Here is a 12,575-nt window from a genome sequence, read left to right on the forward strand (position 1 = left end):
CCAAGCCTTCCGGCGGATGACGGCACTGTCAAATCACCAAGCCGCGAGCTTGATTACCTCTCGCGTAATTGATGAGCGAACGGCGTTTGCCGATGATCGCGATGCCTGGACGAACCGGGCGATCAAAGGAGACATGACATGACCGACGCGAGCAACACTGCCGAACGCTACATCGCCATCTGGAACGAGGAGGATGCAGACCGCCGCCGCGCGCTGATCGCCGAAAGCTGGGCCGAAAACGCCACCTATATCGATCCCCTGATGCGCGGCGAGGGTCACGAGCAGATCAACGCACTGGTCGATGCCGTACAGACCCGCTTCCCTGGTTTCCGCTTCAATCTGATCGGCGCCGCCGATGGCCATGGCAACAATCTGCGCTTCTCCTGGGGTCTCGGCCCCGACGGCAGCGAGGCGATTATCAAGGGAACGGACTTCGCCCTGCTTGAAGGCGGACGCCTGAAGGCCGTACACGGTTTCCTCGACCTCGTTCCGGAAGCCTGACGATGATGACCTCAGCCCGCTCCCTCGGTGACCACCTCCGCGACTGGCGCAAGCTCCGCCGCATGAGCCAGCTCGATCTTGCCCTCGAAGCGGAGATTTCGCAGAGGCACCTGAGCTTCATCGAGAGCGGGCGCGCGACGCCGAGCCGCGACATGCTGCTACATCTGGCAGAACGGCTCGGCGTTCCCCTTCGCGAACGCAATCCGATGCTGCTCTCCGCCGGCTATGCGCCGCTCTTTGCCGAACGCTCGTTGGACGACCCGGCGCTGAAACCGGCAAGACTGGCTGTCGACATGGTCCTGAAAGCGCAAGAGCCCTTTCCGGCACTTGCGATCGACAGGCACTGGACGCTGGTTGCCGCCAATGCGGCGATCGCACCGCTGCTCGCGGATATCACTGAGAAAGGCCTGCTCGAAGGCGAGGTAAACGTCCTGCGCCTCAGCCTGCATCCGGGAGGACTGGCACCTCATATCGTCAATCTCGCCGAATGGCGCGCGCACCTTCTCGAGCGGCTTCGCCAGCAGATCGACACCTCGGGCGACCCGATCCTCGGCGCACTTCTCAGGGAATTGCAGGAGCTTTCTCCTGGCGGCAACCCGGCGGATGAGACAAAGCACGATTATGCAGGGATCGCCGTACCGCTACGGCTGCGCACTTCTGCAGGCACGCTATCGCTGATTTCGACCACCACCGTGTTCGGCACGCCTGTCGATGTCACGCTCTCCGAGCTGGCGATCGAATCCTTCTTCCCCGCCAACGAGGAAACGGCCGCAATCCTGCGAAAGCTGGCGAACGGCTAGAACAGCGCCAGCAGCAGCGCCCCGCCGGCGATCATCACCACGCCGAGCCAGTTTACCAGCCCAAGCTTTTCGCCGAGGAAGACGACGCCAAAGACGGCGACGAGCACGATCGACAGCTTGTCGATCGGTGCCACGCGCGCCGCATCACCGAGTTTCAATGCCCGGAAATAGGCGAGCCATGATGCGCCCGTCGCGGCACCTGACAAAGCCAAGAACAGCCAAGTCTTGCCGGATATGCTGGAAAGCGGCTGCCACTGGCCGGTGGCGGTGACGATACCGGCCAGAATGGCGATGATGACCACCGTGCGGATCAGCGTCGCCAGATCCGAGTTGACGCCAGCCACACCTATTTTCGCAAAGATCGCCGTCAGCGCCGCAAAGGCTGCCGACAGAAACGCCCAGAATATCCAGCTTTGCGCCATCAGAACTCCACGCCCGGCTGCCCCTTGATGCCGGAGCGGAACGGATGCTTGATCAGCTCCATCTCGGTCACGAGATCAGCGATTTCGATCAGTTCGTCCTTGGCATTGCGGCCGGTCAGCACGACGTGAGTCATATACGGCTTTTCGGCCTTCAGGAATGCGACCACTTCGTTCACATCCAGATAATCGTAGCGCAGCGCGATATTGATCTCGTCGAGGAGCACCATGGAATTGCGCTCGTCGCGGATCAGCTCCTTGGCCTTTTCCCAGGCCGCTGTTGCCGCCGCCACGTCGCGGGCGCGGTCCTGCGTCTCCCAGGTGAAGCCTTCACCCATCGTGTAGAACTGGCAGATATCGGAAAAATGCTTCTCGATCAGATCACGCTCGCCGGTCCACATGGCGCCCTTGATGAACTGGACGACGGCCGACGGCTTGCCATGGGCGATATGGCGGAAGATCATGCCGAAGGCGGAGGACGACTTGCCCTTGCCCTTGCCGGTGTGAACGATGATCAGGCCCTTCTCGTCCGTCTTGGTGGCCATGATCTTGCCGCGCGCGGCCTTCTTCTTGGCCATCTTCTCGTTGTGGCGCGCATCGTCCTTTTCGGCGGTGTCTACTGGTTCTTCGCTCATTGTCTTTCCTGATGAAATGTCATGCTGTCTGTTTATGGTATGATGGCGCCAGATCGAAGCGCGCCGAATTGCTGCGTGGCGTCCAGAGATGCCGGTCGATCGCCTCCATCAGCCGCTCCTTCATCTCTTCGAGAGCGGCCGGGTTCTTCTCCGCCATGAAATCACGCACCTTGGGATCGGCGACGAAGGCCTGGTAGACGGCTTCGAAATGATGGTTGCCGACGGCTCCCGTCGTTGCCGCAAAGGCAAAGAGATAATCGACCGTGGCGGCGATCTCAAAGGCACCCTTGTATCCATGGCGCATCACGCCATCGATCCATTTCGGATTGACGACGCGCCCGCGCACCACACGGCCGATCTCTTCCTCCAGCGAACGGATCACCGGCTTTTCCGGCCGCGAATGGTCGTTGTGATAGATGTAAGGACGCACACCGCCGACATGCTCCGCTGCCGCCGCCATTCCGCCCTCGAACTGATAGTAATCGTCGCTGTCGAGCAGATCGTGCTCGCGGTTGTCCTGGTTTTGCACCACCGCCTGGATGGAGCGCAGCCGCTCCTCGAAGATGCCGCGCTCGGCCCGGCCTTCCTCGGCCGCGCCATAGGCATAGCTTCCCCAGACGAGATAGGCTTCGGCCAGATCAGCGCGCCGCTCCCAGCCCTTCTCGTCGATCAGCGCCTGCAGCCCCGCGCCGTAAGCGCCCGGCTTTGAGCCGAAGATGCGATATCCGGCACGTTTGGCCGCCGACGCCTGATCCATGCCGGACGCCGCAAGCCGCGCCGCCTCGCCGCGCATCCGCTCGGCAATCGGATTATCCGCCGCATCCTCATCCAGAGCGCCGACTGCGCGGATCGCCTTGTCGAACAGCGCGATCTGTTCCGGAAAGGCGTCACGGAAAAAACCTGAAATCCGGAGCGTCACATCGACCCGCGGACGTCTGAGCATCGCGGGCGGGATGATTTCATAGCCGGTGACGCGGCGCGAGGTCATCTCCCAGACCGGCTTGACGCCGATCAGCGCCAGCGCCTGGGCGATATCATCGCCGCCGGTGCGCATGTTGGACGTGCCCCAGGCCGTCAGCCCGAAGGAAACCGGCCACTCGCCGTGATCCTGCACATAGCGGCGGACCAGCAGCTCCGCCGATTTCTTGCCGAGTTCATAGGCTGCAGGCGTCGGCACCGCGCGGCTGTCAACGGAATAGAAGTTCCGCCCCGTCGGCAGCACATCAGGCCGCCCGCGCGTCGGAGCGCCGGAGGGACCGGGAGCGACGAAACGGCCGTCGAGGCCGGTGAGGAGCGCCGAAATCTCGGCGGCTCCGCAGGCGAGAATCGAGGGTTTTAGCCGGGTTTCGATCTCTGTAAGGACGGATCTGGTTTGGGGCCAGTCGGCCGGGCATTCGATTTCGGCGGAGACGAGCTTGGCGGCCAGCAGTTCGATGCGTTCGACGGTGTCGCCATTTGTGCGCCAGGGGGCGTCTAGGATGTCACCGAGAATGTCCGGACGTGGACCGTTCCAGGGGGCGGCCATGTTGCAGTCGAGGGGATCGAATTTGGCGCTTGTATGCGGGTTACCCCCCTCTGCCTTGCCAGGCATCTCCCCCTCAAGGGGGGAGATCGACTCGTGGTTGGCATCTCGCAAAACAATTGAGGTGGAAGCGAGCGGTTCCGCCGAGCCGACCTCCCCCCTTGAGGGGGAGATGTCCGGCAGGACAGAGAGGGGTACGGCACCCACCAACTCCAAATCCCCAGCAATCGCCCGCTGCAAACTCTGATCCCCGCCCTCGCCAAGCCCGCGCGGCACCCGCGCCAGCGCCACGGTCAGATCCGTCAGCAACCGCCCCTCCGGCGACACGCCGAACACATGCAACCCATCCCGGATCTGCATTTCCTTGAGATCGCAGAGATAGGCATCGAGCTTCTTCAGCGCCTCATCCTCGGTCTCGCCCTTGGCAATCCCGGCATCGCTGTCGAGGCCGATATCGGCGACCAGATCGAGGATCTGCTTCGACAGCAGCCGGATACGGCGCGGATCGCTGCCGGATGCCTCGTAATATTCGTCGACCAGCGCCTCCAGATCCTTCAGCGGGCCATAGGTTTCGGCCCGCGTCAGCGGCGGCGTCAGGTGGTCGATGATGACGGCAGCCGTCCGGCGCTTGGCCTGCGTGCCCTCGCCGGGATCGTTGACAATGAAAGGATAGAGATGCGGCAGCGGCCCGAGGATCGCCTCCGGATAGCACTCCTCCGAAAGCGCCAGCGCCTTGCCCGGCAGCCATTCGAGATTGCCATGCTTGCCCATGTGAACAACCGCATCGGCGCCGAATTCCTGGCGCAGGAAAGCATAGAAGGCGAGATACCCGTGCGGCGGCACGAGATCGGGCGAATGGTAGCTTTCCTTCGGATCGATATTGTAGCCGCGGGCCGGCTGGATACCGGCGAGCACATTGCCGAACCGCGTGAATGGCAAAGCAAAGTCACCATCCACAACATAGGGATCGCCCTCCGGCACGCCCCAGCGCGCCGTCATCTCGTCTTGAATCTTTTTCGGAAGAGACGCGAAGAACGCCTTGTATCGACTCATGGAAAGCGTTTCGCGGATCACCTTTCCGTCACGCCCGGAATTCGTCGGCCCCTCCGAGAGATGGCGGATCAGCGCATCGCCATCATCAGGGAAATCCGCGACATCGTAGCCCGCCCCGCGCATCGCCTTCAGCACCTCGACGGTACCCGCAGGCGTATCGAGGCCTACGCCGTTCCCGAGGCGCCCGTCGCGGTTCGGATAGTTGGCGAGCACCAGCGCCACACGCCGCTTCTCTGCTGGTTTTCGCCGTAGCCGCGCCCAGCCGGCGGCAAGCCTCGCCGTATAACGCATCCGCCCTTCATCAGGCTGGCTGGTAACGATATTCGCCTCGACAGCAGCATCATAGCGCGCTGCCGACTTGAACGAGACGGCACGGGCCAGAACCCGCCCATCGACTTCGGGCAGCGCGACGTTCATCCCGAGATCGCGCGCCGACAGCCCCTGCGATGACCCGGCCCACGCCTCGCGCGACGAGGCAGACAGGATTGCCTGCAGCACCACGGCGCCGCTTTTTTCCAGCACGGTCGGTTCACGCTGAGCACCCGGCGCGGACACCGCAAAGCCCGTCGTGTTGACCACGACATCAGGAGGCGCCTGATCAAAAATGCTGTCGATGATGCCCTTGGAGACCGGGTCTTTCAGGCTGTAGGCAAACACCGGCAGCGGCCGGAGACCTTCCGCCGCCAGGGCCTCGATCATCGCCTCGACCGGTGCGGTCTCGCCGCTCTGGACCAGGGCTCGGTAGAAGCTGATGGCGGCGATGGGTTCGGATCCCACCTCCTCCGTCGCAGCAAGCTCGCCCCCCTCTGTCCTGCCGGACATCTCCCCCACAGGTGGGGAGATTGACTCGTTGTTGGCATCTCGCAAAACAATCGAGGTCGTAGCGAGCGGGTCCGCCCAGCCAATCTCCCCCCTTGAGGGGGAGATGTCCGGCAGGACAGAGGGGGGTGCCCCGTTCCGCAGCATCGCCGCAGACAACACTCCCCACTCCTCAACCCCAACGACTCCCCGCCCCGGCCACCATATCCCGGCCTTCATCAGCGGCGCAGCCGCACCGGGCTTTTCACCACCCGACAGCATCGCCGCCGCATAATCCAGCAGCCGCCGCGAATTCGCGTCGCCGCCCTCGATCAGGTAAGCCCACAGCGCATTGAGATCGTCGAGCGCCACATTGGAAAACGGCGTCAGCCCCGCATCCGGCTTGGAATCCCCGGGCAGAACGGCAATCCGTGCACCGTGCCGCGCCGCGCAGGTATGGAGAGCCTCCAGCGCATAGTGAAAATAGCTGGCGCCACCGAGTGCGCGGACAATGATGATCCTTGCGTGCCGCGCGGTCCGCTCGACATAGGCATCGACCGACATCGGATGCTTGAGGCTCATCAGGCTGGCAAGACGAAGCGTCAGCGGTGAACCGCCGCCCTGTCCGTGGGCGGCGGCGATGGCCGCAAGCTCCGTATCCGCCGCAGACAGGAACAGGATATCGCCGGGCGACTGGCCAAGATCGATGGCCTCGTCACCGTCGCTAATTGTTCCTTTCTGGGCGAGAAGCAGATGCATGGATCAGACGAGTGCCTCGATGGCCTTGCGCACGGCCGCTTCATCCATGTCATGCAGGCCGATAACGACGAGACGCGTGCCGCGCGTTTCGCCGGTAGCCCAGGCACGGTCGAAATACTGGTCGATACGGCTGCCGACAGCCTGGATCTGCAGGCGCATCGGCTTGCCCTCAACTGCGGCAAAGCCCTTCAGGCGCAGCACGTCGTGCTCTGCAATCACGCCCTTCAGCTTCTCGATGAAACCGGCGGTATCGGCAATCGCGCCGAGCTCGACGACGAAGCTGTCGAACTCGTCATGGTCATGCGGCGTGCCGTCCTCATGCTCCAGCTCGTGATGGGACTTACGGTTGGCAATATCTTCCTCGGTACCCACGCCGAGGCCGAGCAAGACGCTTGCCGGAACGTCGCCGTTCTTCGCCTCGATCAGCGCAGGCTTCCGCGAAATGCGCGACGCCACTTCGTCACGGACGCGGATAATGCCTGCGGCATCCAGCAAGTCCGTCTTGTTGAGCACAATCAGATCGGCGCAGGTCAGCTGATCCTCGAACAGCTCCTCGATCGGGCTCTCGTGATCGAGCGACTCGTCTTCGGCGCGGCGCGCATCGACGGCATCGTGATCGTCGGCGAAACGTCCGGCGGCAACGGCTGCGCTATCGACGACGGTGATCACGCCATCGACGGTGACTTCGCTGCGGATATCGGGCCAGTTGAAGGCGGCGACCAGCGGCTGCGGCAGCGCCAGGCCCGATGTCTCGATGACGATATGATCAGGGCGCTGCTCGCGCTCGAGCAGCTTGGTCATCGTCGGGATGAAATCGTCGGCAACGGTGCAGCAGATGCAGCCGTTGGTGAGCTCGATGATATCATCCTCGGTGCAGTTCTCCGCGCCGCAGCCCTTCAGCACGTCGCCATCGACGCCGAGATCGCCGAATTCATTGATGATCAGCGCGATCTTCTTGCCGCCGGTGTTGGAAAGTAGGTTGCGGATCATCGTCGTCTTGCCCGCGCCGAGAAAGCCGGTGATCACGGTTGCAGGAATCTTCTGGTTCATAAATTTCAACCCTTCATTTTCAGCGGCAGTCCGGCCGCGATAAAATACACGTCCGCGGCAGCGGCCGCGATCATCTGGTGCAGCCGCCCCGCATGATCGCGGAAATCCCGCGCCATCCGGTTCTCGGGCACGATCCCGAGGCCGACTTCATTGGAAACAAGCACGATCCGAGCCCTGGCCTTCGGCAGCCAGGCTGCAAGGGCAGCCGATTCCGCCGCCATGTCCCGCTCCCCCATCATCAGATTGGTGACCCAGAGCGTCAGGCAATCGACAAGGATCGCCCGCCCCTCACCGTCGATGGCCGACAGGCATTCGACAAGCTGCAGCGGCTCCTCATGCGTCGTCCAGGATGGCCCGCGATCGTCCCTGTGAGCGGCAATCCGCGCCCGCATCTCGTCATCCCAGGCCCGCCCGGTGGCGATATAGTGGCGCTCGAGGCCGCTATCGGCGATCAGCTGCTCTGCGAAACGGGATTTTCCCGAACGGGCGCCGCCGAGCACGAAGGTGGTGCTGCTCATGTGAGGATGGCTCCGGCATCAGCGTATTGGCGTCCGCCACACCCACGTCCCTCATTCCTGTGCTCGTCACAGGAATCCAGCCACGGCGCGTCCGCGCCGTGAATGACTCTGGTGCTTTGGAGGAGAAGTCTCTCCGCCGCGCAGACGCGCGGCGAATGGATTCCTGTGACAAGCACAGGAATGAGGGCAGAGATGGGAGCCTGCGCCACGCCAGAAGACCGAGGCGCCTCGCCCTTCCATCGTGCTGAAAACAGCACCGAACTATTCGTTTCAGCCATGACAACCTCCGTGCTGGCAGCGGACAGGATTGCCCTTGGGTGGGCTCTTCGCCCGGCACGGTTGGCAGGTCTCCTGGCTCGCGGTTCGAGGCCCCGACAGGGATGGCGCAAGGCCATCCCTGATCGTGCCAGCGGATCTTCCTCGCCTTCCCGGCTGCATTCTCGTGAAAAGGCGGACGATTCGTAGAAATGGAGGCGTCCAGCCCCTGCTGATCACGATGCATTCCAGTGGCTTTTCCGGTGTCCTTGAGCCACCGCCCTGCCGCGGAATGCGGCGATCAGGCAGTGGTGCCGGTGCACCGGATGGAAGACCCTGACCGCTCTACAGTCGCGGGGTCGGCTGTGATGAAGACGCCCGGTTTGGGTCCGCCCCGTCACATTCCCTTTTCATCCAGGGCGGCAATCACCGCTCCGGAACCATCCGTTATTGATTTCATCGTTAGGCGTGCGGCAGTGCGAAGTCAATCGAGCCCGGCACGATGGAAAATGCCCCGTCTTAACACGACTGAGTCTACCAAACAGATAGTCTATTAAATTCATTGACTTACGTGCAAATTTCACTTGCCGTCGCCTCGCTTTTGCTGCAATTGCTCGCGAAATCATGCGGCGCACAACGCGCGCTTCCTTGATCCTGCTCCCCGTCGCCTAGTTCTGTCATCATGCTCACGAAAACCGATATCGGCCGCCTGACGCGGCGCCATCTCAAATTCGATTTGGCGCGGCTGCGTGCGCTGGCGCGCCAGAACGAAATGGGCATGGTTTTCGCCGGTGGCGCGGTCGGCGTCATCTCCGGCTGCGCGGTCACCGGCATGAGCCTGATCTCCCGGGAGATGCACAGCCTGATCTTCGGCATCAGCGATGTCGATCGTCTCAGCTCCTCCGATATCAGCAACAAGCTGCTGCTGCTCCTGGCACCGGTCTGCGGCGGCATGCTTCTCGGCTTGCTGCTCTTCATCCTCAGCAGGACACGCAAGAAGCCGATGGTCGACCCGATCGAGGCCAATGCGCTGCATGGTGGCCGCCTCTCGCTGACCGACAGCATCATCGTCGCCATCCAGAACCTGATCTCCAATGGCTTCGGCGCATCGGTCGGGCTCGAGGCCGGCTATACGCAGCTGGCGGCGGGCCTGGCCTCGAAGCTGGGGCTCAAGCTGCAGCTGCGCCGCGCCGATTTGCGCGTCCTCGTCGGCTGTGGTGCGGCGGGCGCCATCGCCGCCGCCTTCAATGCCCCGCTAACCGGCGCCTTCTACGCGTTCGAGCTGATCATCGGCACCTACACCATCGTCTCGTTGACACCTGTCGTCGTCTCTGCCCTGCTCTCGACGCTGGTGGCACGGCTGCTCGCAGGCAACGATTTCACCATCGACGTCGGCAGATTCGGCACTGTGGTGCCGGCCGATTATGTGCCGGCCATTCTGCTTGGCGCCTGCTGCGCCGGTGCCGGCATCCTGATCATGCAGGGCGTTTCCTTTGTCGAGGAACTTGCCCGCAAGAGTTCGGTACCGACGCCGGTACGCCCGGCGCTCGGCGGCATCGTCGTCGGCCTGCTGGCCACCATCTCTCCACAGGTGCTTTCGGCAGGTCACGGCGCCCTGCATCTCAACCTGGCGCATCAGGTGGCGATCCCGACGCTCGTCGGCATCCTGCTGTTGAAGTCGCTTGCATCCGCGGTGTCGATCGGCTCCGGCTTCAGGGGCGGTCTGTTCTTCGCCTCGCTGTTCATGGGCGCGCTTCTCGGCAAGCTCTTTGCCTATTCCGCGCCGTTCTTTGCGCATGCCTCGCTGACACCCGAAGTCTACGCCGTCGTCGGCATGAGTTCACTCGCCGTCGCCATCATCGGCGGACCGCTGACGATGACTTTTCTGGCGCTCGAAATCACCGGCGACTTCCCGATCACCGTATTGGTGCTCGCCGCAGTGATCACGTCCTCGCTCGTCGTGCGCACCACCTTCGGCTACTCCTTCGCCACCTGGCGTTTCCACCTGCGCGGCGAAAGCATCCGCAGCGCCCACGATGTCGGCTGGATCCGCAATCTGACGGTCGACAAGCTGATGCGCGCCGACGTCAAGACCGCCAATGCCGCAACCACTGTCGAAGAGTTCAAGAAGGCCTTTCCCGCCGGCGCCACGCAACGCGTCATCCTTGTCGATGACTCAGGCAAATATGCCGGTCTGGTGCTAGTGCCGGAAATCCACGCCAACCCGATCGCCACCGACGACGAGGGCAAGGGGCTGGAGAGCTTCGTGCGCTACAAGAACGATTTCCTGCAGCCGCAGATGAATGCCAAGCAGGCAGCCGCCATCTTCGACAAGAGCGAGAGCGAAGCGCTCGCCGTGCTGAACAATCTGATCGAGCGCAAGGTCGTCGGCCAGCTCAGCGAAAGCCACACGCTGCGCCGCTACAGCGAAGAGCTCGACCGGCGGCGCCGCGAAATGTCCGGGGAAATCTAGCCAAGCAGCCGTTTGAGCCAGTCACGGTCGAGATGCGCCTCCAGTTCGGCCGCAACAGCATCCAGCGCCCGATCGACGCTTTCTGCGTAATTGCGCCTTTCGCCGTGAAGGCCGAAACTCTGAAGCAACCGGCTGCGATAGGCATCGGCGGAAAACAGGCCGTGAAGATAAGTGCCGACGATATGTCCATCCGCAGATACGGCACCATCCGCGGCACCGTCCACCACGGCCGACGGCCGGCTGCAATCCGCCCCCTCGGTCACGCCGAGATGGATCTGATAGCCTGACAGCGGCGTACCATATTCGGCAGAAACAGCATGGCTGTTGCGAACGGTCTTCTCCGGCGCCATGACGGTTTCGACGTCGAGCAGGCCGAGCCCGTCAACCTCCGCCGTTCCGCCCTCGATGCCGAGCGGATCGTGCACCTTGCGGCCGAGCATCTGGTAACCGCCGCAAATGCCGATCACCCGGCCGCCGCGCCGGACATGGGAGGTCAGATCGCGATCCCATCCCTCGGCCCGAAAATCGGCAAGGTCGCTGATCGTCGATTTGGAGCCCGGCAAGACGACGAGCGCCGCGTCTTCGGGCAGACGCTCCCCGGCGCCCACGAACACCAGCTCGACGTCGTCTTCGGCTCTAAGCGGGTCGAGATCGTCGAAATTGGCGATCCGCGGCAGGACAGGGACAGCAATTTTAAGCGCCGCCGACGAACCGCGCGCCAGCTTTTCAAGAACGACCGAATCCTCCGCAGGCAGCCCGCCCGCCGCTTTCAGCCAAGGGATAACACCGAAGCAAGGCCAGCCGGTATAGCGACCGATCGCGGCAATCCCGTCGTCGAAAAGCGAGACGTCGCCGCGGAACTTGTTGATGATATAGCCTGATATCATCACCCGATCGGTGTCGTCGAGAATCGCATGCGTCCCAACGAGCGAGGCGATGACGCCGCCGCGATCGATATCGCCGACCAGCACGACCGGCACGCCGGCCCTTGTCGCAAAACCCATATTGGCGATATCGCCCGGGCGCAGGTTGATCTCCGCCGGCGATCCCGCGCCTTCGACGATCACCAGATCGGCGCCCTCGGAAACCGTGGCGAAACTCGACAGTACAAATTCAAGCAGTTGTGGCTTTAGACGCTGATAGTCACGCCCCTTTGCCTGCCCCCAGACCTTGCCCTGGACGATGATCTGGCTGCCATTCTCCGATTGCGGCTTCAAAAGCACCGGGTTCATATGAACAGATGACGGTGTGCGCGCAGCAAGGGACTGCAGCCACTGCGCGCGGCCGATCTCGCCGCCATCGTCGGCAACGGCGGCATTGTTGGACATGTTCTGCGGCTTGAAGGGCCGCACCGTCAGTCCGCGATTGGCCGCCAGCCGGCAGAGCCCGGCGACGAGCACCGTCTTGCCGACATCCGATCCTGTTCCCTGCAGCATGATGGCTTTGGTCATGTGACGAGGCCTACAACGCGTTGCCTCGCGCGGTCAACGGCAGGGCCAAAAACACGAAAACCGCGCAGGCAGTAAGCCGCGCGGTTTGCCGTAAACTCTGGCGTATTCGCCCATACACGGCGAAACTCGTCTTCTCCGGGACGCAAAACCTGATCCGGAGAACCGGCGGTTTGTCCCCCGCCGTGGCTACACTGATAACGCGACATCCTTACCGGAGAGTTATTGAGGCCTTAAGCAAACATGAATTTTGACCTTTTTTGAACTTTTGTTGGCGGCGGCTTGTGCGCTGCGCATCGGCGCGCCCGGCTGAATGCGACAGGAGTCGCTAATATTAGCCTTTA

Annotated in this window: 9 protein-coding genes and 1 riboswitch; of the genes, 3 read left to right on the forward strand and 6 right to left on the reverse strand. The window is 62.8% G+C overall.

The features are described 5' to 3' along the window. Positions 1 to 138: 138 nt before the first annotated feature. Together AC1DIJ_RS04930 and AC1DIJ_RS04935 are read left to right on the forward strand one after the other, a co-directional pair. Positions 139 to 501: a nuclear transport factor 2 family protein gene (locus tag AC1DIJ_RS04930; protein WP_112387103.1), complete on the forward strand. Its 363-nt coding sequence runs from the start codon at positions 139 to 141 to the stop codon at positions 499 to 501. A gap of 2 nt (positions 502 to 503) precedes the next feature. Continuing rightward, entirely contained in the window at positions 504 to 1,301 is a 798-nt protein-coding gene (locus AC1DIJ_RS04935; RefSeq protein ID WP_112387102.1) for a helix-turn-helix transcriptional regulator, read from the forward strand. Here the strand turns inward: AC1DIJ_RS04935 and AC1DIJ_RS04940 are convergent. Genes AC1DIJ_RS04940 through cobU form a run of 5 tightly spaced genes read right to left on the reverse strand, consistent with a single transcriptional unit; the run spans position 1,298 to position 8,055 of the window. Next, positions 1,298 to 1,723 carry an EamA family transporter gene (locus AC1DIJ_RS04940; protein WP_112387101.1) on the reverse strand — a complete coding sequence of 142 codons (426 nt, stop codon included), beginning with the start codon at positions 1,721 to 1,723 and terminating at the stop codon, positions 1,298 to 1,300. The two genes, AC1DIJ_RS04935 and AC1DIJ_RS04940, sit on opposite strands and share 4 nt — an antisense overlap. Beyond that, a complete protein-coding gene (gene cobO, locus AC1DIJ_RS04945) occupies positions 1,723 to 2,355 on the reverse strand; it encodes a cob(I)yrinic acid a,c-diamide adenosyltransferase (RefSeq protein ID WP_112387100.1) in 633 nt (210 codons plus the stop codon). Before cobO ends, AC1DIJ_RS04940 begins: the two co-directional genes overlap by 1 nt. A 19-nt stretch (positions 2,356 to 2,374) precedes the next feature. After that, positions 2,375 to 6,487: a cobaltochelatase subunit CobN gene (gene cobN, locus AC1DIJ_RS04950; protein ID WP_112387099.1), complete on the reverse strand. Its 4,113-nt coding sequence runs from the start codon at positions 6,485 to 6,487 to the stop codon at positions 2,375 to 2,377. A 3-nt stretch (positions 6,488 to 6,490) separates the two neighbouring features. Beyond that, entirely contained in the window at positions 6,491 to 7,537 is a 1,047-nt protein-coding gene (gene cobW, locus AC1DIJ_RS04955; RefSeq protein WP_112387098.1) for a cobalamin biosynthesis protein CobW, read from the reverse strand. Positions 7,538 to 7,542: 5 nt separating this feature from the next. Then, positions 7,543 to 8,055 (reverse strand): bifunctional adenosylcobinamide kinase/adenosylcobinamide-phosphate guanylyltransferase, encoded by a 513-nt coding sequence (gene cobU / locus AC1DIJ_RS04960; RefSeq protein WP_112387097.1) that lies wholly within the window; start codon positions 8,053 to 8,055, stop codon positions 7,543 to 7,545. A 324-nt stretch (positions 8,056 to 8,379) separates the two neighbouring features. Then, positions 8,380 to 8,770: riboswitch (cobalamin riboswitch) on the reverse strand. Positions 8,771 to 8,992: 222 nt separating this feature from the next. Here cobU and AC1DIJ_RS04965 point away from each other — a divergent pair. Further along, positions 8,993 to 10,783 carry a chloride channel protein gene (locus AC1DIJ_RS04965; protein ID WP_112387096.1) on the forward strand — a complete coding sequence of 597 codons (1,791 nt, stop codon included), beginning with the start codon at positions 8,993 to 8,995 and terminating at the stop codon, positions 10,781 to 10,783. Here AC1DIJ_RS04965 and AC1DIJ_RS04970 read toward each other — a convergent pair. Continuing rightward, a complete protein-coding gene (locus tag AC1DIJ_RS04970) occupies positions 10,780 to 12,234 on the reverse strand; it encodes a cobyric acid synthase (protein ID WP_112387095.1) in 1,455 nt (484 codons plus the stop codon). The two genes, AC1DIJ_RS04965 and AC1DIJ_RS04970, sit on opposite strands and share 4 nt — an antisense overlap. Between the last annotated feature and the right edge of the window lie 341 nt (positions 12,235 to 12,575).

It is taken from the genome of Rhizobium sp. 10N427, from assembly GCF_056394605.1.